The sequence below is a fragment of the Pseudomonas sp. CFBP 5748 genome (assembly GCF_053850495.1).
This window is the reverse complement of sequence record NZ_JBSPTN010000001.1, coordinates 157,238-182,423: the sequence shown is the minus strand read 5'-3', so window position 1 is coordinate 182,423 and position 25,186 is coordinate 157,238. Positions and strand designations below refer to the sequence as shown.

24 protein-coding genes and 2 pseudogenes are annotated in these 25,186 nt (G+C 60.6%); 15 read left to right on the top strand and 11 right to left on the bottom strand.

What is annotated here, in order from left to right; translation table 11 throughout:
- Nucleotides 1-1,300 (bottom strand): retention module-containing protein (locus ACWNZ1_RS00905; protein ID WP_456027298.1); only part of this gene is annotated, 1,300 nt, incomplete at its 3' end.
- On the opposite strand from ACWNZ1_RS00905, the gene ACWNZ1_RS00900 reads away from it, so the two are divergent.
- The 4 genes from ACWNZ1_RS00900 (at nucleotide 1,287) to ACWNZ1_RS00885 (ending at nucleotide 6,831) form a co-directional block, all read left to right on the top strand.
- Nucleotides 1,287-1,568 (top strand): hypothetical protein, encoded by a 282-nt coding sequence (locus ACWNZ1_RS00900; RefSeq protein WP_135844259.1) that lies wholly within the window; start codon nucleotides 1,287-1,289, stop codon nucleotides 1,566-1,568. The genes ACWNZ1_RS00905 and ACWNZ1_RS00900 overlap by 14 nt on opposite strands.
- Before the next feature lie 183 nt (nucleotides 1,569-1,751).
- The gene (locus tag ACWNZ1_RS00895; protein ID WP_256452358.1) at nucleotides 1,752-3,110 is read left to right on the top strand and encodes a TolC family outer membrane protein; all 1,359 of its coding nucleotides are present in this window, start codon (nucleotides 1,752-1,754) and stop codon (nucleotides 3,108-3,110) included.
- Between the two features lie 19 nt (nucleotides 3,111-3,129).
- Nucleotides 3,130-5,289, top strand: coding sequence for a type I secretion system permease/ATPase (locus tag ACWNZ1_RS00890; protein ID WP_135844257.1), 2,160 nt, complete (start codon nucleotides 3,130-3,132; stop codon nucleotides 5,287-5,289).
- A 177-nt stretch (nucleotides 5,290-5,466) separates the two neighbouring features.
- Nucleotides 5,467-6,831 (top strand): HlyD family type I secretion periplasmic adaptor subunit, encoded by a 1,365-nt coding sequence (locus ACWNZ1_RS00885; RefSeq protein WP_135844256.1) that lies wholly within the window; start codon nucleotides 5,467-5,469, stop codon nucleotides 6,829-6,831.
- A 148-nt stretch (nucleotides 6,832-6,979) separates the two neighbouring features.
- On the opposite strand, the gene ACWNZ1_RS00880 is transcribed toward ACWNZ1_RS00885, so the two are convergent.
- Together ACWNZ1_RS00880 and ACWNZ1_RS00875 are read right to left on the bottom strand one after the other, a co-directional pair.
- Complete coding sequence (locus tag ACWNZ1_RS00880) at nucleotides 6,980-7,576, bottom strand: tRNA-uridine aminocarboxypropyltransferase (RefSeq protein ID WP_135844255.1); 597 nt, start codon at nucleotides 7,574-7,576, stop codon at nucleotides 6,980-6,982.
- Between the two features lie 2 nt (nucleotides 7,577-7,578).
- On the bottom strand, nucleotides 7,579-8,472 hold the full coding sequence (locus ACWNZ1_RS00875) for a LysR family transcriptional regulator (protein WP_135844254.1): 894 nt from the start codon (nucleotides 8,470-8,472) through the stop codon (nucleotides 7,579-7,581).
- A 351-nt stretch (nucleotides 8,473-8,823) separates the two neighbouring features.
- Here ACWNZ1_RS00875 and speB point away from each other — a divergent pair, with 351 nt between their 5' ends.
- The 4 genes from speB (at nucleotide 8,824) to ACWNZ1_RS00855 (ending at nucleotide 13,359) form a co-directional block, all read left to right on the top strand.
- On the top strand, nucleotides 8,824-9,774 hold the full coding sequence (gene speB, locus ACWNZ1_RS00870; RefSeq protein ID WP_003198979.1) for an agmatinase: 951 nt from the start codon (nucleotides 8,824-8,826) through the stop codon (nucleotides 9,772-9,774).
- A gap of 9 nt (nucleotides 9,775-9,783) precedes the next feature.
- Complete coding sequence (locus tag ACWNZ1_RS00865; RefSeq protein WP_135844253.1) at nucleotides 9,784-10,209, top strand: YybH family protein; 426 nt, start codon at nucleotides 9,784-9,786, stop codon at nucleotides 10,207-10,209.
- A gap of 54 nt (nucleotides 10,210-10,263) precedes the next feature.
- Entirely contained in the window at nucleotides 10,264-11,775 is a 1,512-nt protein-coding gene (locus ACWNZ1_RS00860) for a purine-cytosine permease family protein (protein ID WP_406550127.1), read from the top strand.
- A gap of 195 nt (nucleotides 11,776-11,970) precedes the next feature.
- On the top strand, nucleotides 11,971-13,359 hold the full coding sequence (locus tag ACWNZ1_RS00855; RefSeq protein ID WP_256452357.1) for a sodium:solute symporter: 1,389 nt from the start codon (nucleotides 11,971-11,973) through the stop codon (nucleotides 13,357-13,359).
- A gap of 244 nt (nucleotides 13,360-13,603) precedes the next feature.
- Here ACWNZ1_RS00855 and ACWNZ1_RS00850 read toward each other — a convergent pair whose 3' ends face one another.
- The gene (locus ACWNZ1_RS00850; protein WP_003198971.1) at nucleotides 13,604-13,732 is read right to left on the bottom strand and encodes a PA1414 family protein; all 129 of its coding nucleotides are present in this window, start codon (nucleotides 13,730-13,732) and stop codon (nucleotides 13,604-13,606) included.
- 139 nt (nucleotides 13,733-13,871) lie between these two features.
- The gene (gene ptrR / locus ACWNZ1_RS00845; RefSeq protein WP_135844250.1) at nucleotides 13,872-14,765 is read right to left on the bottom strand and encodes a putrescine utilization regulator PtrR; all 894 of its coding nucleotides are present in this window, start codon (nucleotides 14,763-14,765) and stop codon (nucleotides 13,872-13,874) included.
- 103 nt (nucleotides 14,766-14,868) lie between these two features.
- On the opposite strand from ptrR, the gene ACWNZ1_RS00840 reads away from it, so the two are divergent.
- Complete coding sequence (locus ACWNZ1_RS00840) at nucleotides 14,869-16,041, top strand: MFS transporter (protein ID WP_135844249.1); 1,173 nt, start codon at nucleotides 14,869-14,871, stop codon at nucleotides 16,039-16,041.
- On the opposite strand, the gene ACWNZ1_RS00835 is transcribed toward ACWNZ1_RS00840, so the two are convergent.
- Nucleotides 16,042-17,487, bottom strand: a complete 1,446-nt coding sequence (locus tag ACWNZ1_RS00835) for an NCS1 family nucleobase:cation symporter-1 (protein WP_135844248.1) — start codon at nucleotides 17,485-17,487, stop codon at nucleotides 16,042-16,044.
- 338 nt (nucleotides 17,488-17,825) lie between these two features.
- Nucleotides 17,826-18,662 carry a CvfB family protein gene (locus ACWNZ1_RS00830; protein WP_135844247.1) on the bottom strand — a complete coding sequence of 279 codons (837 nt, stop codon included), beginning with the start codon at nucleotides 18,660-18,662 and terminating at the stop codon, nucleotides 17,826-17,828.
- A 329-nt stretch (nucleotides 18,663-18,991) separates the two neighbouring features.
- On the opposite strand from ACWNZ1_RS00830, the gene ACWNZ1_RS00825 reads away from it, so the two are divergent.
- The 3 genes from ACWNZ1_RS00825 to ACWNZ1_RS00815 all read left to right on the top strand — a co-directional run bounded on the left by ACWNZ1_RS00825 (nucleotide 18,992) and on the right by ACWNZ1_RS00815 (nucleotide 21,040).
- Nucleotides 18,992-19,180 (top strand): hypothetical protein, encoded by a 189-nt coding sequence (locus tag ACWNZ1_RS00825; RefSeq protein WP_025212437.1) that lies wholly within the window; start codon nucleotides 18,992-18,994, stop codon nucleotides 19,178-19,180.
- A gap of 195 nt (nucleotides 19,181-19,375) precedes the next feature.
- Entirely contained in the window at nucleotides 19,376-20,092 is a 717-nt protein-coding gene (locus tag ACWNZ1_RS00820; protein ID WP_456027297.1) for a TorF family putative porin, read from the top strand.
- Nucleotides 20,093-20,173: 81 nt separating this feature from the next.
- Nucleotides 20,174-21,040, top strand: a complete 867-nt coding sequence (locus ACWNZ1_RS00815) for a DUF6279 family lipoprotein (RefSeq protein WP_456027296.1) — start codon at nucleotides 20,174-20,176, stop codon at nucleotides 21,038-21,040.
- A gap of 157 nt (nucleotides 21,041-21,197) precedes the next feature.
- On the opposite strand, the gene ACWNZ1_RS00810 is transcribed toward ACWNZ1_RS00815, so the two are convergent.
- A complete protein-coding gene (locus tag ACWNZ1_RS00810) occupies nucleotides 21,198-21,590 on the bottom strand; it encodes a hypothetical protein (RefSeq protein WP_046062951.1) in 393 nt (130 codons plus the stop codon).
- 185 nt (nucleotides 21,591-21,775) lie between these two features.
- Here ACWNZ1_RS00810 and ACWNZ1_RS00805 point away from each other — a divergent pair, with 185 nt between their 5' ends.
- The 3 genes and pseudogenes from ACWNZ1_RS00805 to ACWNZ1_RS00795 all read left to right on the top strand — a co-directional run.
- Entirely contained in the window at nucleotides 21,776-22,507 is a 732-nt protein-coding gene (locus ACWNZ1_RS00805; RefSeq protein ID WP_456027295.1) for a DUF899 domain-containing protein, read from the top strand.
- A 410-nt stretch (nucleotides 22,508-22,917) separates the two neighbouring features.
- Complete coding sequence (locus tag ACWNZ1_RS00800; RefSeq protein ID WP_265072814.1) at nucleotides 22,918-23,190, top strand: hypothetical protein; 273 nt, start codon at nucleotides 22,918-22,920, stop codon at nucleotides 23,188-23,190.
- A 52-nt stretch (nucleotides 23,191-23,242) separates the two neighbouring features.
- Nucleotides 23,243-23,383: pseudogene (locus ACWNZ1_RS00795) on the top strand (addiction module antidote protein); the annotation flags it as partial.
- 28 nt (nucleotides 23,384-23,411) lie between these two features.
- Here the strand turns inward: ACWNZ1_RS00795 and ACWNZ1_RS00790 are convergent.
- From ACWNZ1_RS00790 to ACWNZ1_RS00780, 3 genes and pseudogenes are all read right to left on the bottom strand, one after another.
- Nucleotides 23,412-23,675 (bottom strand): hypothetical protein, encoded by a 264-nt coding sequence (locus ACWNZ1_RS00790; protein ID WP_265072813.1) that lies wholly within the window; start codon nucleotides 23,673-23,675, stop codon nucleotides 23,412-23,414.
- A 156-nt stretch (nucleotides 23,676-23,831) separates the two neighbouring features.
- Entirely contained in the window at nucleotides 23,832-24,122 is a 291-nt protein-coding gene (locus ACWNZ1_RS00785; protein ID WP_265072812.1) for a hypothetical protein, read from the bottom strand.
- A gap of 313 nt (nucleotides 24,123-24,435) precedes the next feature.
- A pseudogene (locus ACWNZ1_RS00780) lies at nucleotides 24,436-25,138 on the bottom strand (transposase).
- Nucleotides 25,139-25,186 lie beyond the last annotated feature (48 nt).

Here is a 25,186-nt window from a genome sequence, read left to right as displayed (position 1 = left end):
TGTTGTGGACTTGCAGCACCAGGTTCGCGGTGCTGGTATCGCCGTCGGCGTCGGTCAGGGTGTAGGTGAAGGTTTCGGTGCCGCTTCCTCCACCGTGCAGCGCGACGAATTGTGGATCGCTGGTGTTCAGGGTGTAGGTGTACGTACCGTTGGGGTTGAGCACCAGGGTGCCGTAGGTGCCGGTGAAGGTCCCGCCAATGATCGGCCCGCTGTCGGGGCCCGTGGGGATACGGTCGGCGCCCTGATGGTCGTTGGGCAATACGTTGCCGGTGAGGGTAACGAGGGTTTCCGATGCCGTGCTGGCGTGACTGTCGTCGATGGCCTGGGGCACGTCGTCGGTGATGTTGACGTCCAGGGTACCGGTGGCGGTGTCGCCATCGGTGTCGACGGCCACGACCGGGAACTGTTCGGTGATGCTGTTGGCCCCGCCGCCGGCCGGGTGATTTTCATTGTCCCCCAGGGTGTAGCTGTAGCTGACCACGCCAGTGGTCGGGTTGTAGCCGGTGATGGTCAACGTGTTGCCCAGCGCCGAGGTGACGGTTTGAGGAAAGCCTGTGGGCACACCGCCGGCAATCACACTGATGCCGCCGATGCTCAGGCTGCTCAACCCATCGGGGGCAGAAATGGTGAAGGTGCCGTTTTGTACCAGCGCCCCTGGATTGCTCGCCGAACCATCGGCCAGATTGGCCTCGTTGGTGGTCAGTTCGCCGCCTTCCACCTCCACGCCATCGAGGGTCACGGGGTTGTCTGGAGGCGTCACTGGCGGCACCGTCCCGTCGTCGCCACCGTTATCCGGATCACCGGCCAGGCGCAGCTCTGGAAACTCGGGAATCCCGTTGAACCCGGCCGTAGGGAAACCGATCAGCGGGTCAACCTCCCCGCCGACTTCTTCCAGCAGCACAAAACTGTGCCCACCACCCACGCCCCCGGGGTTACCGCCCTCGGGGCCTGCGGCCGTGGCTTCGCCGGTCTGGGTCGGGTCGGCGCCGGCGGCGATGGCTTGTTGCAGCTTTTGCACATCGGTCAACTGTGCGTCACTCGGCGTCACCGCTTCAGGCGTGTCGACATGGGGTGCATGGTTGGCGAGCAACTGCGGGGTCAGGGTCAGGTTGCTTTCGCGACCCAAGGTCAATTCCCTGCCGTTCTGCAAATGCACCGCCACGGCCCCTTCGCTCCCGGTGATCAGGTGTTCGCCGGCATAGAGCCGATCGCCTTCAACCAGAGGCCGCCGCAGGCCGCCGGCCGCTTCTGCGAAAACCTGTCCTACCACCTTACTGACGGTACCGATGAGCGCTGCCATGTGCATTCCTCCGTTGCCAACCGCGGTTGGCACCTGTCTGGGTGAAGAATTCGTGCTCAGGTTGGCGGCCAGACAATCTGGAAAATCTGCCAGCTTTCGTGCTGTGGAAGACGCTAGCCATTCGCCACAACGACAAAAAACCGTCACTAAAAACCGCCCCGTATTTCACCTTTTCGCCGCTTCTTCACATCGTTTAAAAATTTGCCTGGAACTTTTATTGACGCCTAAAAGCCGTCAGAACCCGCAGATTCAAAGGCTTTCGCTTTGAACAATGTGCTGGTTTTTTCCAAGCACATAAGTTTTTTTCGGCATAACCCTTATGAAAAATCCTTCTTAGGTTTTGCGCAGGATGTTCTTAGCTGTGTTGTTACAAGCTTGAAACGGTTTTGATCTCAAATACGCCAATATTTTGGCGACAGCCAAGCACTATAGACCTAAGGAGATGCACCCCATGCGCGTTCTCACCCCTCTCTACTGCGCAGTTTTGCTGGCCATGGCCTGCTCTTCTCACGCACAGGCGATGTCGTTGACCGAAGCGATCCAAAGCACCATCGCCACTCACCCGGAGCTGGCACAACGGGTGGATAGCCGTCTATCGGCCAATGAAGATGTGAAAGTCGCCAGGGGGGGCTTTTTTCCATCGGTGGACTTGAATGCCGGTTACGGCCGTGGCTACAGCGACAACACCAACACCCGGGCCCAGGGCAATCACCACACCAATATCCTGACCTACACCCAATCGGAGCTGCGCCTGCGGCAGATGATCTTCGACGGGTTCAACACCGCCAATGAAGTGGAGCGCACCAAGGGGGTGGTCAACTCACGGGCCTATTACGCCCAGGGCACCGCCCAGGATCTGGCGCTGCGCACCATCGAGGTCTACCTGGAAGTGCTCAAGCGGCGCGAACTGGTGACCCTGGCCAAGAACAACCTGCAAGCGCACCTGCGGGTCAACGATCAGATCGGCCTGCGCACCGAGCGTGGGGTGGGCAGCACCGCCGACTCCGACCAGTCCAATGCCCGTCGGGCCCTGGCGGAAAACAACTACGACACTGCCCAGGTTGACCTGGCCGACGCCGAGGCGAATTTCTATAGCGTGGTCGGGCGCATGCCCGATGAGCTGGAAACCCCGCCGTCGACCAAAGGTGAAATGCCCGCCGACCTGCGCGAAGCCCAGCAAAGCATGGTCGATAACAACCCGTACCTGAAATCGGCCCAGGCCGACATACAGTCCGCCGAGAGCCAGTACGAAGTGGCCAAGTCGCCTTTCTACCCGCGCTTCGATGCCGAGGCCGCCGTGGGCGCCAATAACAACATCGGTGGCGAAGAGGGCCACGACAACAACTGGCGGGTCGGTGTAGTGATGAACTACAACCTGTTCCGTGGCGGCAGCGACAAGGCCCGGCTGGCGTCCAACGCCCACCAGATCAACCAGGCCATGGACATCCGCAACAACGCCCTGCGCCAGCTCAACGAAGACACGCGCCTGGCCTGGAACGCGATGAACAACGCCCGCAAACAGACCCCCACCGCCCGGGAATACGCCGAAACCACCTCCCGCGTGCGCGCCGCGTACCAGGATCAGTTCGGCCTCGGTCAGCGGACATTGCTTGATGTGCTCGACAGTGAAAACGAGCTGTACAACGCCAACCGTCGCTACACCGAGGTGCGCTACACCGAGGAGTACTCGATGTACCGGGTGCTGGCGAATATGGGCCTGCTGTTGCACAAACAACGGATCGTACTGCCGGCCGATGCGGTCGCGCAGACCGAAGTCAAGAATCAGGCACAGCTGCCCGAACTGAAGTAGCCCAGTGGGAGCGATCAATGTGACCAGCATGGAACCCGCAACCCCTGGCGCCGACCCGCGCCTGAATTTCGATGACCCCTTGCTGGACGGTCTGTTGATCCTCTGCAAACTCCATGGCGCGACGGTCAGTCGTGCCAGCCTCAGCGCCGGGCTTCCTATGGCGCACCAACGCCTGAGCCTGGACCTGCTGCCGCGCGCAGCGGCCCGGGCCAGCTTGCAGGCCCGGTTGCTGCGCCGGGACCTGGCCGACATCTCGCCGCTCAACCTGCCGGTGATGCTGATTCTGGCCGGTGGCCGCTGCGCCGTGTTGCGGCGCTGGAGCGAGGACGGCCAGGCGCTGATTCTGCCCAGCGAAGCCGATGGCGGCGAGCAATGGGTCAGCCGCGAGGAGCTGACCGCCGATTACAGTGGCCAGGCGTTATTTGCCCGGCCGCGCCATGAACTCGAAGACCTGCGTTCCCCGTTGGTGCCGCGGGTCGAGGCCTGGTTTCGCGACACCTTGAAACTGTCGCGCTGGCTGTACAGCGATGCGATCCTGGCGAGTTTCCTGATCAACCTGCTGGGGTTGATGGTCCCGTTGTTCGTCATGCAGACCTACGACCGCGTGGTGCCGAACCAGGCGACATCCACCTTGTGGGTGTTGGCCGTAGGGCTGCTGATCGGCACCGGATTCGAACTGGTATTACGGGTGGTGCGCGCCCATCTGCTGGACACCGCCGGCAAGAAAACCGACGTGATTCTTTCCGCCACCCTGTTCGAACGCATCACCGGCATGGCGATGAAGGCCAAACCGGTGACCATCGGCGGGTTCGCCCAGAGCATCCATGACTTCCAGGGCCTGCGCGAGTTTCTCACCGCAGTGACCCTCACCAGCCTGATCGACCTGCCTTTCGCCGTGCTGATGCTGGTAGTCATTGGCTTGCTGGGCGGCTGGCTGGTGGTGATTCCAGTGGTGGCTTTTCCGCTCACCATTGTCTTCGCGATGATCATCCAGGTGCGCCTGCGTGACACCGTGCAAAAAAGCCTCGCCCTCGGTGCCCAGCGCCAGGCCCTCTTGATTGAAACCCTCGGCGGCCTGGAAACCCTCAAGGCCTGCAGCGCCGAAAGCGAGCGCCAGCATCAGTGGGAAAGCACCCACGGCGCCCTCACCCGCCTGGACAGCCACGCACGCAACCTCTCGGCACTGGCGACCAACGGCACATTGTTCCTCCAACAACTGGCCGGCATGGCGACCATCGTCGCCGGGGTCTACAGCATCATCGCCGGCAACCTCAGCGTCGGCGCGCTGGTGGCGACCTACATGCTCGGCAGCCGGGTGCTGGCACCGCTGGGGCAAATCGCCGGGCTGATCACCCGCTACCAGCAAGCCCAGCTCACCATGCGCAGCACCGATGCCCTGATGGCACTGCCCCAGGAACGCGATGCCAAGCAACGGCCGCTGGATCGCACCCAATTGCAGGGCGCATTGGACGTCAATGGCGTGACCTTCCACTACAACGGCCAGAACACCCCGGCCCTTGCCAACATCAGCTTCAGCCTCAAGCCCGGCGAACGGGTCGGGATCATCGGCCGCAGCGGCTCAGGCAAGAGCACCCTGGCGCGCTTGGTGATGGGTTTCTATGCGCCGGAGGAAGGCCAGTTGCTGCTCGATGGCCTGGACCTGCGCCAACTGGACGTCGCCGACCTGCGCCAACAGATCGGTTATGTCGCCCATGACCTGCCGCTGCTGGCCGGCAGCCTGCGGGACAACCTGACCCTCGGCGCTCGCTACATCAGCGATGCGCGCATGCTCGAAGTGGCGGAACTGACCGGTGTCACCGAACTGGCCCGCCAGCATCCCCAAGGCTTCGACCGTCCGGTGGGCGAGCGCGGGCAGTTGCTCTCCGGTGGCCAGCGCCAAGCCGTGCTGCTGGCCCGGGCCCTGCTGCTCGACCCGCCGATCCTGCTGCTGGACGAGCCCACCAGCGCCATGGACAACAGCAGCGAAGACGTTTTGCGGCAAAAGCTACATACCCACATGCAGGGCAAAACGGTGCTGCTGGTCACCCACCGCACCTCGATGCTGAGCCTGGTGGACCGGTTGGTGGTGCTGGACAACGGCCGGATCGTGGCTGATGGGCCGAAGGAAACGGTTATTGATGCACTGCGCAAGGGACGGGTGGGGTCGGCGGCGGTGTAAGCCCCTCTAGCTGTCAACACAACACCTGTGGGAGCAAGGCTTGCCCGCGATGCAGGCGCCTCGGTTCCAGTGAGATCGCGTTAGCTTCATCGCGGGCAAGCCTTGCTCCCACAGATAACCCTCTCAAGCCACAGGTATGTGTTCGGCTTATTTCACTTAACTGACGGGTATCGCCCCATGTCTGCTCAAACACCCGATTCAGCCGCCCGAAGCTACTTCGGCAGTTTCAGCAAAAGTGCCGAAAGCGAGTTCATGCCGGAAACCGCCGGCGCCGCGCTGCAGGATTCGCCCCGGCGCTCACGCGTCACCGTGTGGCTGGCCGCGGGGCTGATCATCACCGGGCTGGTCTGGGCGAAATTGGCGGTCTTGCAGGAAGTCACCACTGGTGAAGGCAAAGCCATTCCGTCGAGCAAGATCCAGGTGATCCAGAACCTGGAGGGCGGCATCGTCACCGAGATTTTCGTGCGTGAAGGCCAGATGGTGAACAAGGGCGACACCCTGCTGCGCCTGGACGACACGCGGTTCCTGTCGAACAAGGGCGAGAGCGAGGCCGACCGCTATGCCTTGACCGCCCAGGTCGAGCGCCTGTCGGCCGAGGCCGAGGGCCGGCCATTCAAGCTTTCAGCCGAGGTGATCGCCAAGGCTCCGCAAGTGGCTGAGGACGAACGCTCGCTGTACGAACAACGGCAACGGCGCCTGGCCAGCGAACAACGGACCCTGACCGAACAACTGCGGCAGAAGACCCAGGAACTGGCGGAGTTTCGCTCCAAGCAAGGCCAGTTCAGCTCCGCCCTGGCCTTGCTGCAAGAAGAGATGAACATGTCCGCGCCACTGGTGCGCACCGGTGCGGTGTCGCCGGTGGAGATCCTGCGGCTCAAACGCAGCGCGGTGGAAATCCGCGGCTCGCTCAACGCCACCACCCTGGCCATTCCCCGCGCCGAATCGGCGATCAATGAGATCAAGAGCAAAATCGACGAATCGGAACAGACCTTCCGCTCCGAGGCAGCCAAGGACCTCAACGAGAAACGCACAGAACTGTCGAAAATCACCGCCTCGAGCATCGCCATCGATGACCGCGTGACCCGCACCACCGTGGTTTCGCCGGTGCATGGGGTGATCAAGCAACTGAAGGTCAACACCATCGGCGGCGTCGTGCAGCCGGGCAGCGACATGGTGGAAATCGTGCCTCTGGAAGACAACCTGCTGATCGAAGCCAAGGTCCGCCCCCAGGACGTGGCATTCCTGCATCCGGGCCAGAAAGCCATGGTCAAGTTCAGCGCCTACGATTACACGATCTACGGCGGGATGAGCGCCAAACTCGAACTGATCGGCGCCGACACCATCACCGACGACAAGGGCAACAGCTTCTACCTGATCCAGGTGCGCACCGATAAAAACCACTTGGGCGGGGATGCAAAACCGCTGCTGATCATTCCGGGGATGGTGGCGACGGTAGACATCATTACCGGGGAGAAGAGTGTGTTGGATTACTTGCTCAAGCCGGTGTTGAAGGCGCGGACGGAGGCGATGCGTGAGCGGTGACTTTTGCTGGGATATGCGCTGACTGAGCGGCCGCCTTCGCGAGCAAGCCCGCTCCCACAATGGATCTGCGGCAAACACAAATTTTGCGGCCACAGGCGATCAACTGTGGGAGCGGGCTTGCTCGCGAAGGGGCCAGCAAAGACACCCCTTATTTCTCAGCATGGTTACGCCGAAACGTCTCCTCCCCCATCGCCGCAATCTGCCCCTCGATCAACGCCTCGAACGGCCGCAACAAGGGCTCAAAACTGGTCGGTGCTTCAAGGGTCTGCAACGCCTGGACAATCGCCTCCACCGTCGACAACGCCCCCGGCCCCGGCGCCTTGCGCAAGCGATAACGGGACACCCCGCCTTCGGCCAAGGTCACCCTCGGCAACGCCGCCAGCAGCGGGTTGAGGTGCAGCAGCTTACGCGCCTTGCGCCAGGTGCCGTCGGGCACGACCAACAGCAGCGGCTCATCGGACGGAACATAAGCCTGCAGCGGCTGCGCATCGTCGCCGGGAAACAGCAACCGCGCCCGATAACCCGGTGGGTTGAGCAAGCTGGGTAAATCGTCGAACACCTCACCCACGATCAGCTCGGCATTATTGAGCCCCAACGCCGCCAAGCGGGCGGTGTTCAACGCGTGGTTCACTTCGCTGGGATGCTGCAACAGCAGGACCCGGGTGCGGCTGTCGAGGTTGGGGATCAGCGTGCACAAACAGTGGCTTTGTGGCCTGAGGCAGCGCGGACATTGGATTCTGGACATGATCAGGCCTGATTCAGTTGAGCTTTGAGCAAATCACGGAACGTCTGGATCAGCGGCTCGCGGCTGCGGCCACGGCGCACGATCATTGAAAACGGTGCCTGATAACCGAAGGTCGCCGGCAGCAGCACGCGCAAATCGCCTTTGTCGGCCCAGGCCTGGGCGTAATGTTCGGGCAGGTAACCGATGTAGGCACCGGACAACACCAGGATCAACTGCGCCTCCATGCTCTCCACCGTCGCCGCGCTGTGCTTGAAACCGTGGCGGGCCAGTTCGGCCTGGCTCCAGTAACCGCGCCCGACCATGCGCTGCTGGGTGATGACTTGTTCAGGGATGCGCCGTTCGTTGAACAGCGGGTGACGGTTACTGCAGTACAACCAATGTTGCTCGCGATACAGCGGCATGTAGACCAGCCCGCTCATGCGCGTGGAAAACGCTCCGATGGCCAGATCCAGGCGGTTGTCCTGCACGCCGAGTTGCAGTTCATAAGGGCTCATGACTGACAGGTGCAGGTGCACCGCCGGATGCTCCTGGCTGTAGGCGCCAATGGCTTCGGCGAACGGCAAGGCCTTGTCGCTGACGGTGGAGTCGATCACCCCCAGGTTCAGGGTGCCGCGCAATTCGCCCTTGAGGGCCGCGGCGTACTGTTCGAAACCTTCGAGCTCAGCCAACAGACGCAGGGTTTCCTGGTGGAACAACTCACCCTTGCTGGTCAGGCTGAACCCGCCCCGCCCGCGATGACACAGCACCAGGCCCAGGGCCGACTCGAGCTGGCTCATGTAGGTGCTGATGGCCGACGTGGAGAGGTTGAGTTCGTGCTGGGCATTGGCGAACCCCTGATGCCGGACCACGCTGACAAAAATGCGCAGCAGTTTCAGGTCGGGTAGAGCGTTGGCCATGGGGAACTCCAAATTACACAATACATAGAACTTGCTGTGCCCTTGTGGCGAGGGAGCTTGCTCCCGCTCGGCGGCGCAGCCGTCGCAAAACCTGGCGACGCAGTCTGCCTGATTCACCGAGGTGAATGGTTTTGGGGCCGCTTCGCTGCCCAGCGGGAGCAAGCTCCCTCGCCACAGGGGCACCATGTCCCCCAGACCACACGGGGTACTGCACTGGTTGGGAGTCTATCGTCCCACCTCACATTAGTTTAGAAAAATCTGAACTAAGTATTTGCCCCCAGCGATTCTTCCACTCCCACGCTTTTCGCAGAATCGGCCCCTGATAAATAAAACAACGATGAGGCCCTACCCGTGGACAAGATTCTTCACCAACCACTGGGCGGCAACGAAATGCCGCGCTTCGGCGGCATCGCCACCATGATGCGACTCCCCCACTTGCAAACCGCTGCCGGCCTGGACGCTGCGTTCGTCGGCGTACCGCTGGACATCGGCACCTCCCTGCGCGCCGGCACCCGTTTCGGGCCCCGGGAAATCCGCGCCGAATCCGTGATGATCCGCCCCTACAACATGGCCACCGGCGCCGCGCCATTCGATTCACTGTCAGTGGCCGACATCGGTGACGTGCCGATCAACACCTTCAACCTGCTGGACGCGGTGCGGATCATCGAAGAGTCGTACCACAAGATCCTCGAACACAACGTCATCCCCCTGACCCTGGGCGGCGATCACACGATTACCCTGCCGATCCTGCGGGCGATCCACAAGAAACACGGCAAGGTCGGCCTGGTGCATATCGACGCCCACGCCGATGTGAACGACCACATGTTCGGCGAGAAGATCGCCCACGGCACCACCTTCCGCCGCGCCGTGGAAGAAGGCCTGCTCGATTGCGACCGCGTGGTGCAAATCGGCCTGCGGGCCCAGGGCTACACCGCCGACGATTTCAACTGGAGTCGCAACCAGGGTTTCCGCGTGGTCCAGGCCGAAGAGTGCTGGCACAAATCCCTGGCACCGCTGATGGCTGAAGTGCGCGAGAAAGTCGGTGGCGGCCCGGTGTACCTGAGCTTTGATATCGACGGCATCGACCCGGCCTGGGCCCCAGGCACTGGCACCCCGGAAATCGGTGGGCTGACCACCATCCAGGCGATCGAAATCGTGCGCGGCTGCCAGGGCCTCGACCTGGTGGGTTGCGATCTGGTAGAAGTCTCGCCGCCGTACGACACCACCGGCAACACCTCGCTGCTGGGCGCCAACCTGCTGTACGAGATGCTCTGCGTACTGCCCGGCGTGGTTCATCGCTGAGGTGCGCCCATGAGCGAACAGGAGCAGGTCCTCAAGGCCGCCGCCGGGCTGGTGGCGGCCTTCGCCCGCAATGACCGCGACGCCTACTTTGGCGCGTTCACAAGCGATGCGAGTTTCGTGTTCTACACCCTCGAACAGCCCCTGCTGTCACGCGATGCCTACCAGGCGTTGTGGGATCGCTGGCGCTCCGAGGATGGCTTCGAGGTGCTCACGTGCACTTCAAGCAACGCCTTCGTCAGCCTGCAAGGGGACGTGGCGATTTTCATCCATGACGTGGCCACCGAGCTGCGCATGCAAGGGGAGCGACACTTTAGCCAGGAGCGCGAAACCATCCTGTTCCGCAAACAGGCAGGACGCGCACAAGAACAACAGGGCCTATGGCTGGCCTGTCATGAACATTTGTCCGCAATGCCGGAAGGGCTGCCACCCCCTTAGCCAAACAGGCGACGCTCACACACGATGAGTGCGCCTTGATGATCGGAGCAGATCATGAATAACAATAACGATAAAAGCCTTACGCAAATTGAAACCAACGGGGTCGAACAGATCCCGGACCACCAGCGAACCGCCGGCCCGGGGGACTTGTTTCGCCTGATCTTCGGTGGCGCCAATACCTTTGCCACCGCCGTGCTCGGCAGTTTCCCGGTGCTGTTCGGCCTGTCGTTCCAGGCCGGTGTCTGGGCGATTGTGCTGGGGGTGTTGGTGGGGTCGATCATCCTCGCCCCCATGGGCCTGTTCGGCCCGCTCAACGGCACCAACAACGCGGTTTCTTCCGGTGCACACTTCGGCGTGCACGGGCGGATCGTCGGCTCATTCCTGTCGTTGCTGACCGCCATCGCGTTCTTTTCGCTGTCGGTCTGGAGTTCCGGGGATGCATTGATCGGCGGTGCCAAGCGGTTGATCGGCGTGCCGGAAACCGACCTGAGCCTGGGCCTGGCCTACGGCCTGTTCGCCTTGCTGGTCTTGACCGTGTGCATCTACGGCTTTCGCTTCATGCTGTGGGTCAACCGCATCGCCGTGTGGGCCGCCAGCCTGCTGTTCCTGCTGGGTATCCTGGCCTTCGCGCCGACCTTCGACAGCCAGTTTGCCGGCACCGTCAGCCTTGGCCAGCCGGGCTTCTGGGCGGCGTTCATCGGCGCGGCGCTGGTGGCCATGAGCAATCCGATCTCCTTCGGTGCGTTCCTCGGTGACTGGTCGCGCTACATCCCGCGCAATACCCCCAAGCGCCGCATCATGCTGGCGGTGATCGCCGCGCAACTGGCGACGCTGATCCCGTTCCTGTTCGGCCTCGCCACCGCCACCATCGTGGCGATCAAGGCACCGGACTACATCGCCGCCAACAACTACGTGGGCGGCCTGCTGGCGGTCTCGCCGAGCTGGTTCTTCCTGCCGGTGTGCCTGATCGCGGTGATCGGCGGCATGTCCACCGGCACCACGTCGCTGTATGGCACCGGGCTGGACATGTCCAGCGTGTTTCCACGGGTGCTGTCGCGGGTCAAGGCGACGTTGCTGATCGGCGTGCTATCGATTGCCTTCATCTTCATCGGCCGCTTCGCCGCGAACCTGGTGCAGAGCGTGTCGACCTTCGCCGTACTGATCATCACCTGCACCACCCCGTGGATGGTGATCATGATCATCGGCCTGCTGGTACGGCGTGGCTTCTACTGCCCGGATGACCTGCAAGTCTTCACCCGCGGCGAAACCGGCGGGCGCTACTGGTTCAGCCACGGCTGGAACTGGCGCGGCCTGGGGGCGTGGATCCCCAGCGCACTGGTGGGGCTGTGCTTCGTCAACCTGCCGGGGCAGTTCGTCGGGCCGCTGGGCGAACTGGCCGGCGGGATCGACGTCAGCCTGCCAGTGACCCTGGGGTTGGCCTCGGTGGTGTACCTGGTGCTGCTTGCGGTGTTCCCAGAGCCGGCGGCGGTGTATGGGCCGGATGATCCGCGTAGCAAGGACGCTTCGGCGCCCATCGATAAACCCGCCCTCAGGCAAACCGCCTGATCCGAGACAACGAAATACCTGTGGCGAGGGAGCTTGCTCCCGCTGGGCTGCGCAGCGGCCCCAAGCTTTTAGCGGTTGCTGCGCAACCGAGCGGGAGCAATCTCTGGCCACAAAAGCGCGTTCGCACTGAGGCTGCAGTGCCAGGGACAGCACCGCCTCGTCCCATACAAAAAAGACAATCGGAGACACGCCATCATGGCTTTGGATTTAATCGTCGTTCTTATCTACGCCGCAGGGATGATCGCCCTGGGCTGGTACGGCATGCGCCGCGCCAAGACCCGTGACGACTACCTGGTCGCCGGGCGCAACCTCGGCCCGGGCTTTTACCTGGGCACCATGGCCGCCACCGTCCTGGGCGGTGCATCTACCATCGGCACGGTGCGCCTGGGCTACGTCTACGGCATTTCCGGGTTCTGGCTGTGCGGCGCCATCGGCCTGGGCATCGTCGGCCTGAGCCTGTTCCTCGCCAAGCCGTTGCTCAAACTCAAGATCTACACCGTGACCCAAGTGCTGGAGCGCCGCTACAACCCGGCCGCGCGCCACGCCAGTGCACTGATCATGCTGGTTTATGCGCTGATGATCGGCGCCACCTCGACCATCGCCATCGGCACCGTGATGCAGGTGCTGTTCGGCCTGCCCTTCTGGGTGTCGATTCTGGTGGGCGGCGGCGTGGTGGTGCTGTATTCCACCATCGGCGGCATGTGGTCGCTGACCCTCACCGACATCGTGCAGTTCTTGATCATGACCGTCGGCCTGGTGTTCCTGCTGATGCCGATGTCCATCGTCGACGCCGGCGGCTGGGATGCGATGGTGGCGGCGTTGCCGGCCAGTTACTTCGATTTCACCGCGATTGGCTGGGACACCATCCTCACCTACTTCCTGATCTACTTCTTCGGCATTTTCATCGGCCAGGACATCTGGCAGCGGGTGTTCACCGCTCGCAGCGAAGGCGTGGCGAAAGTCGCCGGCACCGCCGCTGGCTTGTACTGCGTGCTGTACGGCCTGGCCGGGGCGTTGATTGGCATGGCGGCCAAGGTGTTGCTGCCGGACCTGGAAAACGTCAACAACGCCTTCGCCAGCATCGTCCAGACCAGCCTGCCCAACGGCATACGCGGGCTGGTGATCGCCGCGGCCCTGGCGGCCTTGATGTCCACCGCCGCGGCGGGCCTGCTCGCGGCGTCCACCACGGTGGTCCAGGACTTGTTGCCACGCTTGCGCCAGGGTCGTGAAAGCGGCAGTGGCGACGTCCACGAAAACCGCATTGCCACGCTGTTGCTGGGGTTGGTGGTGCTGGGCATCGCCCTGGTGGTCAGCGACGTGATCAGCGCCCTGACGCTGGCTTACAACCTGTTGGTGGGCGGCATGCTGATCCCGCTGATCGGCGCCATCTACTGGAAACGCGCCAGCACCGCCGGCGCGATCACCAGCATGTCGCTGGGCTTCTTGACCGCGCTGTTCTTCATGCTCAAGGACGGCCTGGACGCCAACACGCCGATCTACTACAGCCTGAGCGTGGCGCTGGTGAGCTTTGTGGTGGTGAGTGTGTTGGCCCCGCGGCCGGGTGTGGTGGCCAAGGCGATCTGACCGGTACGACGCAGTACCCGTGGCGAGGGAGCTTGCTCCCGCTGGTGCGCGAAGCGCGCCCAAAAGCCAGGCACCTCGGTGTACCAGATCGGGTTGAGGTGGCTGGTTTGGGGCTGCTACGCAGCCCAGCGGGAGCAAGCTCCCTCGCCACAGGTTTAGCTACACAATAAAAAAGATCGCAGTCTCAGGCTGTTTCAACTGAAACAGCCTGAGACTGCGATCTCTCCAATAATCTGCGGTGTGTTTACCGGCGGCGCGGTTGGCGGCGGCGTTGCTCGTCATCGGTGCGGATCGGTACCGGTTGCATTGGCGGCTCGATCAGCCCCAGCGCGACACCCAAGTCGTGAAGCCAGTTCTGGATTTTCTCTTTCATCGTGGTGCCCCCTCAGGGTGGTGCGAGCGGCAGAATTCTGTGGCCCCTTCGCACTGATAATAGTCCGATGTGCTACGCAATGCTCGTCTCTGTTTGCAATGATCTGTTACTGAATTGATCCAAATCCACCTCCCGGAGTTCAAGCCGATTGCGCCGCCATCATGGAGGCACGCGGCCAGGCTTGTTGCTGCAGTTCGATCCAGGCGTTGAGGTTGGCCCCAACCATCCCTTTGCGCCACATCAGCCAAGTGGTAGCGCTGGCAAACGGCTCGGCCAGCGGATGCACCGTCACCCGCTCGCGGCCCGGCAGGCTGGCGAGCATCGACTCGGACATCAGCGCCACCCCGGACCCGGCGATTACACACGCCAGCATCCCCTGGTAAGACTCAATTTCCATCGCCCGGCCCATGGTGGCATGGTCGTGGGCAAACCAGGCTTCCAACCGCATCCGGTAGGAGCAACCACGCCGGAACGTGAACACCGCGCGGCCCTGTACATCCAGCGCGCTGCGTACCGGCGCATGATCGGCTTCGGTAATCAGCACCAACCGCTCGTCGCATAACGGCACGCCATCGAGCCCCGCCAGCTCCAGCGGGCCATCCACCAACGCCGCGTCGAGACGATTGGTGAGCAAGCCTTCGAACAATTCGCCACTGGGCGCGGATTGCACCTGCAGGTTCACCGCCGGATACGCCCGGTGATATGCCGCCAACAGGTCCGGCAAATGCGTCGCCGCCGTGCTGTACATCGTGCCCAGCAGGAAATCCCCGGCCGGTTGCCCGCCCTGCACGGCCGCATGGGCTTCGTCATGCAAGGCAAAGAGCTTGGCTGCATAGTCCAGCAGGACTTTTCCCGCCGGCGACAACTGCAAACGCTGACGCTCGCGCAGGAAAAGGTCCACACCCAGTTGCTCTTCAAGCTGCTTGAGCCGGGTCGAGAGGTTCGACGGCACCCGGTGCAGGCGCTCGGCGGCCCGGGTGATGGAACCTTCCTCGGCCACGGCCTGGAAAATCCGTAATTGGCTGAACTCCACGACATTCTCCAAAAAAGAACAAGTTACTCACTATTATTCATTTTTAATGAAAGTCAATCGGTCCTAGCCTGACGGTCATTCGCCTCAACGCTGGAGAACGACCATGTCACCTCTAATTCGTCTGCTCGGCAGTTTCATCGCCCTGATGATGGCCATGGGCATCGGCCGCTTCGCCCTTACGCCCCAGTTACCTCATTTGATCGGCGAAGGTCAGCTCGACTTGACCGCCGCCGGTCTGATTGCCGCCGCCAACTACCTGGGGTATTTCCTCGGCGCATTAGACGCCATGTTCGCTCGCCGTCCGGAACAGGTACGTCGGCGTTTGCTCGGTGGCCTTTGGCTGTGTGGGCTACTGACCCTGGCGTCGTTCTGGGCCTGGGGTTTCTGGCCGCACCTGGCATTGCGTTTCGGCACCGGTGTGGCGAGCGCCTGGGTGCTGGTGATGATCACCGCCCTGAGCCAACCCTTGGCTGCGGCGGCGGGACGCCCACGCCTCGGTGCCCTGGTGTTTGCCGGCCCGGGGCTGGGGATTTTCCTGACCGGTTTGCTCGCCTTGGGCTCGAACCTGCTGGGCCAGACCTCCGCGACCCTCTGGCTGGTGTATGCCGGCGTGGCACTGGCGACGTTGCTGGTGATTCTGCCGATCCTGCCGCAACCCGCCGCAGCCGCCACCGTTGCCGCGCCGACTACCCCATCGCCGAACCGTGGCATCGCTCGCCTCGGCGTGGTGTACGCCCTGTACGGCGTGGGCTACATCATCCCGGCCACCTTCCTGTCGCAGATGGCCTCGGCGCAGTTCCAAGGACAATGGCAGGCCGACCTGTTCTGGCCCTGCTTCGGCCTGGCCGCGGCCACTGGCGTGTTGCTGGTGAGTTTGCGTCGACCAGACCCAAACACCACCGGCCGCTGGCTGATCGGTACGCTCTGGCTGCAGGCCGCCGGGGTGTTCGCCTGCCTGCTGGGCAGCGGGCCGGGACTGGCGTTGGGGGTCATTCTGTGTGGCGGGCCTTTCCTGGCCTGCATGCAACTGGTGATGCTGCGCTCCCGGGAACTGGCGCCCCACGCCACCCAGCGCAACGCCGGGCTGCTGACCGCCTGCTTTGCCGTGGGCCAGCTCAGCGGACCGTTGTTGGCGGCGCTGAGCAGTCACTTCAGCGGCGGCCTGCAACCGGCGCTGATCATTGCCGGCAGCGGCCTGGTGTTGGCCGGCGGGCTGTTGCTGCGGCCCGCCAGCCGGGGGGCGGAGAACCCTTGCGCCCAGACCGCCCTGCGTTGATCAGGCTTGGCTGAGCGATGAACTCAAGTGCGCGACCGGCTCGCGTCGCGCCAAGGCGAAATACAACACCCCGCCGAGGAAGCAACCGGTGAACCAGGCGAAGTTGGCCATCGGTTGCAGCAGTGGTGTGAAGGTGATCGCCACACCCATCAGCGTCGCCGGAACCAACGCCTTGACCGCCGTCCAGTTGATGCCGCCACTGTAGTAATAACGCCCGCTCGGGCCGTCATTGAACAGCGCATCGACGTCAATCTGCTGCTTCTTGATCAGGTAGTAATCCACCAACAGGATCCCGAACAACGGGCCGATGAACGCCGCCAGCACGTCCAGGGTGTAGTGGATCACTTCGGGGTTGTTGAACAGGTTCCACGGGGTGATGAAAATCGAGGCCAGCGCCGCGATCATGCCACCGGCCCGCCAGCTGATTTTGCTGGGCGCGACGTTGGCGAAGTCGAACGCGGGGGAGACAAAGTTGGCGACAATATTGATACCGACGGTGGCGGTCACGAAAGCAAAGGCGCCCAACAACACGGCCACGTCATTGTCGATGCGTGCCACGGTGGCGATCGGGTCGTGGAGCATTTCACCGAATACCGGCAAGGTCCCGGAAACAATCACCACCGTCACCAGGGAGAACGCCAGGAAATTCACCGGCAGGCCCCAGAAATTGCCCCGACGCACGTCAGACATGCTCCGGCAGTAACGGCTGAAATCGCCGAAATTCAGGGTCGGGCCGGAAAAGTACGACACCACCAGCGCCGTCGCCACAATCACCTGGCCGAAAGCCTGCCAGCCGGACAAGGACTTTTCCGCCAGGGTGAAGCTGATGTTGCTCCAACCGGCCTTCCAGACGATCCAGCCGGCCAACAGAAACATCACCGCGTACACCACCGGCCCGGCCCAGTCGATGAAACGCCGGATCGACTCCATCCCGGTCCAGAACACCAGCGCCTGGACGAACCACAGGCTGAGGAAACCGAACCAGCCCAGGTAGGACAAACCGGCAAACTGCGGCGTGGCATAGACTTCCATTGCAGGAAAAAACCGCAGCACCACAATGATCAGCGCGCTGGAAGCCAGGTACGTCTGAATGCCGTACCAGGCCACAGCGATCAAACCGCGGATCACCGCAGGAATATTCGCTCCAAACACCCCGAACGCCAGCCGACAGATCACCGGATACGGCACCGCTGCTTGCTGGCTCGGCCTGGCAACCAGGTTGGCAATCAACTGCACGATGCAGATCCCGCCTAACAACGCGATCAACACCTGCCAACTCGCCAACCCCAACGCGAACAGACTGGCGGCAAACACATAGCCGCCCACGCTGTGCACATCACTCATCCAGAACGCGAAGATGTTGTACCAATTCCATTTCTGCGGCAGCGGGCCCAGGTCCTCGTTATAGAGGCGGGGGCTGTAGCCGTTGGGCAATTGCTCGGACATTGCGGGGCTCCTTTTGAGTACCGCCGTGCCCCCGAGTCAACCTGCTCACCATACTGCGCACGGGAGCCGGCATGGTTTGTATACGCGTTGCTACGCAGAATGCGTGCCATATGCGAGAAAGTTGAGACAACCCGTGGTGTGCAGCGGGGGTTAAAGCCGAGCAAGAGCAGGCATGCGCCCACGAACAGGGCGCGGGTGCATGCTAAAGGTGCAGGATTTTGTATACAGAGAGGGTTAATCTGTGGCGAGGGAGCTTGCTCCCGCTGGGCTGCGAAGCAGCCCCAAACCCGGTGAACTCAAGCGGGAGCAAGCTCCCTCGCCACGGGGGTTGCGTGCAGTTAGCTCAATTCAATGCGATCAGCATGAATGACAATCTGCCCATTCTTGTACAGCGCACCAATGGCTTTTTTGAAGTTGCCCTTGCTCACGCCAAACAGGCTGCTGATCAACACCGGGTCGCTCTTGTCGCTGACCGGCAGGGTGCCGTTGTTCTCACGCAACTTGGCGAGGATCTTGGCGTTCAGGCTGGTGGCGGCTTCCTGGCCCACTGGCTGCAGGCTCAGGCTGATCTTGCCGTCCGGACGGATTTCCTTGATGAAACCTTTTTCCTGTTTACCGGCGCGCATGAACTTGAAGATTTCGTTCTTGTGAATCAGGCCCCAGTGCTTGTTGTTGATAATCGCCTTGAAACCCATGTCGGTGGCTTCGGCAACCAGCAAATCAACTTCCTGCCCCGGCGTGTAGGTGGCCGGTGTCTTGTCCAGATAACGATCCAGGCGCGCCGTGGCGGTGATGCGCCGGGTGTGCTTGTCGAGGTAGACGTGCACCACGCAGTACTCGCCGGCGCTCATCTGGCGCTTTTCTTCGGAATACGGCAGCAGCAGATCCTTGGGCAGGCCCCAGTCCAGGAACACGCCGATGCTGTTGACCTCAACCACTTTCAGGCTGGCGAACTCACCGACCTGCACTTTTGGTTTTTCGGTGGTGGCGATCAGTTTGTCGTCGCTGTCCAGATAAATAAAAACATTGAGCCAGTCTTCATCTTCGCTGGGAATATCCTTGGGGATATAACGGTTGGGCAGCAGAATTTCGCCGTCCGCGCCGCCGTCCAGATATAAACCGAAGTTAGTGTGTTTAACCACTTGCAAACTGTTGTAGCGCCCGACTAAAGCCATTTCCAATACCCTCATTGCGTGGGCGGCATTCTACCCGGTTTTGCCGCGCGATTCGTGGGCGCAGGCAAAAGGCCCGGTGCAACCGTTGATTTTCCTGGGTTTTCGCCCAAGGTGCGGCCATTCGTCAGGCAGGGACCGGCTGGAAATGCCCGCCATCGGCGGTATATCCCACCCACGGTTGTTAGTTAAAACAGTGGCTTAGGGCAATAATTGCAGGATAAACCAGCCTTTCTTCCAGACTCGCCACGGATAAATCAGAAGGATATTTGCCAAGCTATTGTCAAGTATTTCCTGTACGATACCTGGCCCAATTAATTATCTTTAGGTTAATGGCCGTCATGCGCGTAAAAGCATCCAACAGCAAATCAAAGCCAGCTCCAGCCGTTGAAACCAGCGAGTCGATCAACGACCAGATCGCTGCGTTCCTCAAGTCCGGCGGTGAGATCCAGCAAATTGCCAAAGGCGTCAGCGGCCAGACTTTCGGCCCGTCCAAGCAAATCAGCCTGGGCAAGAAGTAACCCGCGCCTCACCTGGTCCCAAAGCGCTTTGAGCTTCGAAGCGCTTGGACTGGAACCCTTCCCCGCTCTACCCATTTCGTATCAATCGACGAACGGCCTTCGCTGCCGAGTATTCGCCGGTATCCTTGCACCTGTCTAGCTCAAGCGTTTCAGCTTAGTTACCGTCCCTGCTCCTCGCTAATTCTGGAGTGAAGCATGCGCATTCCTGTTGTTCTGCTGCCGATCAGCCTACTGACGTGCTCCCTCGCCCAGGGGCAGGTGTTCCAGCGCGAACTCGGCGCTTTCGATCTCAAACTGGGTACCACCCCCAGCCGCAGCATGGCCCAGGGCCTGGTCACGCCCTCGAGCACCGGTTCGTTTCATGGCGGCCTGGACCTGAGTCACGACAGCGGCTGGTACGTCGGCCAGTGGTCACCCAGCGCCGGCCTGACCTCGTCCGCCGAGCTGGAAATCGATTCCTACATAGGCTTTAAACAACCCTTCGACCAGACCCTGGGCTACGAAGTCGGCCTGATCCACTACAGCTACCCCACCGTAGATACCCTCGACAGCCAGGCGTTCTACGGCGGCCTGACCGTACTCGGCAGCCGTTTTGGCGCCGCCCTGAGCAACGATCCGGACAAACAGAACAGCACGCTGTTTGCCGACCTGGGTGGCAATGTGCCGTTCGGCATTGGCATCAGCGCCAAATACACCACCCACCAGCTCAACACACCGGTCTCGGTCGAGAACGGTTATGTCGGCAGTTTCAGCGACTGGTCATTGAAAATTTCCCGCCCCTGGATGGGCATCGACCTGGACCTGATCTACAGCGACTCAAGCCTCAGCGGCAGCAGTTGCTCGGCCTACTCCGGCCACAACAGCGAATGCGACAGCCTGCTGACCCTCAAGATGGCCCATCCTTTTTACTAAGCGTTACTTATTCGATCGGCTGAACTGCCGCGCGCCTGCCATGCTCAAACAAAGCACCTACGCCTTTGCAAGGACTCGCTCATGCCGCGCTGGTTGACCCGCACCGCCATGTTCATCGCCCTGCTGCTGACGCTCACCGCCTGCAGCCGTATAGGCCTGGCCTACCGCAACCTTGACCTGATCATCCCCTGGACCCTCAACGATTACCTGGAGATCAACGGCGAGAAAAAGGACTGGTTCAACGAACGCCTCGAGGAGCACCTGAGCTGGCATTGCACCACCCAGTTGCCCGGCTACCTCGACTGGCTGGATCGCCTCAAGACCATGGTGCAAACCGAGCAGGTAACCGACGAAGCCCTGCAGCAGCGTACCCGGGAAGCCAAGGCCGCCATCGCCGAAACCGCCCGGGCAATCACCCCTTCGGCCATCGAACTGCTGCAAGGCCTGAACGACGACCAGGTCGATGACATGGACGCCGCCTTCGTCAAGGACCAGCGCAAACGCCAGCAGCAATACCTCAAGCCGACGTTGCAGGAGCAGATCCAGCAACGCAGCGAACGCATGGTCAAACGCCTGAACGACTGGCTCGGCCCGCTCAACGACGCCCAGCGCCAACGGGTGATGGCCTGGTCCACCGCCCTGGGTGACCAGAACCAGCAATGGATCGCCAACCGCGCCCACTGGCAAAACCAGTTCAGCGAAGCGGTAGCCCAACGCCACAGCCCCGACTTCCCCAAACGCATCGAACAATTGCTGGTCAACCGCGAAAGCCTCTGGACCCCCGCCTACCGCGAAGCCTTCAGCAAAACCGAAGCCCAGGCCCGCAGCCTGCTGGTGGACCTCATGGCCGAAAGCACCCCGCCCCAGCGCGAACGGCTGCTGAAGAAAATCGACGGGGTGAAGAAGGATTTCACTGATTTGAAGTGCCTGAAAGCAGCACGCTCATAAAACCAGCAGACATCCCCTGTGGGAGCGAGCTTGTGTGGGAGCAAGGCTTGCCCGCGATAGCCTCACCTCGGTCCCTCTGATAGACCGTGTTGCCTGCATCGCGGGCAAGCCTTGCTCCCACACAAGCCCAGCTCCCACGGGATTCAGTGCAGGCCTGTCAGGCAATCTGCGCCTTAGAAGCCAACTCATCAAACGTAAACTCATCCAGCGCATCGTCCTGCTCATCCAGCACCTGGCGCGGATGATCGTTACCCGGAATGCTGCTATCAATCAGGCTCAACAACCGCGAGCCCCGCGGCGTCAGCACAAAATTCTCACCGTTGCCGCCCTCTTCCTCCGGCCGCGGCTCAATATAGCCGCGCATGAGCAGCAACTTCTCGTACTCCCCGGCAACCGTTTTCAGATGATCGAGGTTCTCGATCGCCTCGCCTTCAGCCGCCTTCGCCGCCGCATACTGCTCCGCATAAGGCCGAGGGGTAAAGCTGTGGCCGGCGCCGTTCTGCACTTCGTGCAACAACCGTTCGATCAAGTCCCAGTTATAAGTCGTCATCCTGGTCCATCCTCCAAAGAGTGAGATGCCTACTTAGGTTGTGACCGAGGCGCCGCGCCGCCGTTCAGCCGGGTTTCCGGGCGGTCTCAACCTTGAGCCGACCAACGGCCTGTCGAAATGCTCCGAGGCCAAACGACCAACTGTTGAAGGCCGATTTCGCGGCTCTGACCACAGGAGAAATCACCATGAACGTAGAGAATCATCCAGTCGTCTCGCGGGAAGAATGGCTCGCCGCCCGCCGCCAACACCTGGCCCACGAAAAAGCCTTCACCCGCGAACGAGACAAACTCAGCGCCGAACGTCGCGCGCTGCCCTGGGTAAAAATCGAAAAACCCTACCGCTTCCAAGGCCCCCACGGCGAACTGAGCCTGGCCGACTTGTTCGGCGGCCGCAGCCAACTGATCATCTACCACTTCATGTTCGCCGAAGGCTGGAAAGAAGGCTGCCCAGGGTGCTCATTCCTGTCCGACCACATCGACGGCGCCAACCAACACCTGGCCCACCACGACGTCGCCATCGTGGCTGTCTCCCACGCGCCCTTCGCCGAATTCCAACCCTTCAAACGCCGCATGGGCTGGGCCTTCGATTGGGTCTCATCCGAAGGCTGCGACTTCAACTACGACTTCGGCGTCAGCTTCAAAGCCGAAGACACCGCCACCGGAAAAGCCACCTACAACTACGAAACAACCGACACCACCGAAGGCGAACTCCCCGGCCTGAGCGTCTTCTATCGCAACGAAGCCGGCGACATCTTCCACACCTACTCCAGCTACGCCCGAGGCCTCGACATCCTGGTCGGCACCTACAACTACCTCGACCTGACGCCCAAGGGCCGCAACGAAGACGAAATCATGGACTGGGTGCGGCACCACGATAAATACGAAGAGGCCAAGCCCCACGGCTGCTGCCATGGCTGATACACCCACAGGCCCAGTCAAGCGCGGTCCCCGTGGCGAGGGAGCTTGCTCCCGCTCGACTGCGCAGCAGGCGCCTGCTTTAAGCCGACAAATCCCAGGCCAAACGTCCTACATGAAGCTCGGAAAGCGGAGTCTTGTGGCACTGGAGGGGGCCAGCCTATAGTCCCTCGTCGCCCAAAAAGGCGATTCGGGTTTGGCGACTCGATTACAGAGAATGCGAAAGCTACCGGCTGATTGCAGGTACCGACGCACCCGCAAAGCCGCTATATTCCACGGCGGCTGTGCGCGGGAGATCTTCGGATCTGCCGGTTTTCTCTGTAACCGGTTCGCCAACCTGCGCACAGCTACCACCCAATCGTTTGGCGACGACTGAGTGATGGCTTTCAGCCCATCAAACAGAGATCTTCAAAATGAATCGTTACATGCCCATCACTGGCATCGACTGCGTCCCCGCAACGTTGCTCATCGATACCGAAGCTCCGCTGGACGTCCTCTTCGAAACCGCCGACTACCGCATCCGCACGGTGACCCAGTTACTGGAAAATATCGCGTTCCGTTCGGATATCAGCTCCGATACGGTGGTGCTTTCAGACTTTTGCAAGATGCTGACGATAGCGTTGCGCGATGGGTGTGATGTGATGGACGTGATTGGAAGGCGGTTGCGGGCACAGGCTGCAGAATAATGAAAACGGCGACCTCTCGGTCGCCCGTTTTCACAAACGTGGAAAGTACAAAATGATTGAGACTTTTACAGAGTTTGACCCCGCGGAATACCTCAGCACTCCAGAGGCCATTGAGGAACCTATGAGAGATGCCCTGGAAACCGGTGATGCAAACTATATCGCCAAAGCAATGGAAGTGGTCGCACGCGCCAAGAGGCACATTATTAATAGCGCACAGCCCCTTAACGCTCATTCAGACCACAGAGAATAACAAAATCTGAAATCGGAATTTCCACACTACTCTCGTCCCCTGAGCCAAGAACTTCTTGAACGACAACCACACCTTTTAAAAAATCAAATTCAATATCAAAGCAATTAAATTCACACTGCCTAGCTAGAACCTTATCGGAGTCAGCTCTTTGCTGAAGAGCCTCCCTTAAAATCTTACGAACATGAGGACCTAATTCTTGAACGATAAACCGCTCAACCAAATCGTTGTTGACCATAGCCCCTCCATCACTTTGGAACCGAAAAGGTGCTAAAAGGGGACTGCTAAAATGGGCACGCCAAACATGTTAAGTAAGTGCCATTCAAATCTGTCCCCTTTTCCCATTTTCTTTTTTTATTTGATAACATGGTCTATCCCCACCCCACTTTAAACTTTAAACTTTAAGCACAACAGAGAAATCCGCCCCCAGTTCTTCTCTCAACATCATGACTAACCGCTCCCCCTCTCGCCTAAACTCACGCTCCAACTCCTCACTCTTAAACCCGGAGCTTGGTGGATAATCAGCATCCAACGTCTCATCATAAATGGCGGCCCATTTTAATATTCTCACCTGAAGCTCTTTAGAGATAGGGAGTTCACAAGGATCCATATCCCGATAATCACCAGGCAACATATTCCAAACAGGAAAGCACTGATAATCCGCCATCAGTTTTATATATTTCACTTAACACTCCCCCTTGGATTTGCACCGACCACGAAGCCATTATCACTAACAGTTACAGCTATTCGTTGCGTTTGCCCATCAATATTTAACTCATAAATCGGACGTCCAGCTCCATTGCCTTGATAACCAACGAGTTTACCCTCAGAAACTGCTCTCATTACGACTCCCGGGATCTGAGCCTCCGCCCCCCCCATCTGAGCGAGCTGACTTCCATGCTCCTCAATAATATGTTGCAACCCAGCTTTTGAGTTTCCAGTCTCTAGAAATACAACTTTCCCGCTAGAAAAAGGGGACATAGAAAAAGGGGACAGATTTATTTTTCCAAATCAATCCTTGGCCTACCCTGCCCTCGTTGCTCTATTCGTACACCAACAATCCGCTCCACCTTGTCCACAAAACGGCTCGTCCCCGTTAACTGACCTCGTTGCAAAGCATCGCGAATCAATCTGATCTCATCCGTTGGAACGGCTTGGCGTACGAACGTCTCATACCGACGACAACGCTCCGCAGTTGTATTACCCAGAGCAACAAAGCATGGATCAGCATCCAGCCAATGGCCGTCTGGCACATTACCTACCCGGGCTCGATAGCTCGACCATGGGTAATCCGCAGCATCAGCCACCATACGAGCCCGTACAGGATTCAGTTCGATGTAACGGCAACAGGCAAGCAAATAAGAATCCGACTGCACCACACTGGATTTGTAACGGCTTTCCCATAAAGTGCCTGAACGCCCCTCCAACCGATTGCGGTAGCGCGTCGCACGTGCCGCCAGAGCCTTCATCAACTGCCCCAACCCAGCGACCGACTCCCCCGGAGCCAGCAACAGATGAACATGATTGGTCATCAGGCAATAGGCGTAGACCTTTACGCCAAATGCATCCTTAAGCTCACGCAGATCCGTGAGGTAGCGTTGATAATCCTCAGCGACAGCAAACACCACCTGACGGTTATGACCGCGTTGTACGAATATGGTGTGGGTAATTCGCTATAACAATACGTCCCATCCTGGGCATATTTGATTCCTCCTCCGTGGAAGCTTTCAGCGTAGCAAAGAATCAAAA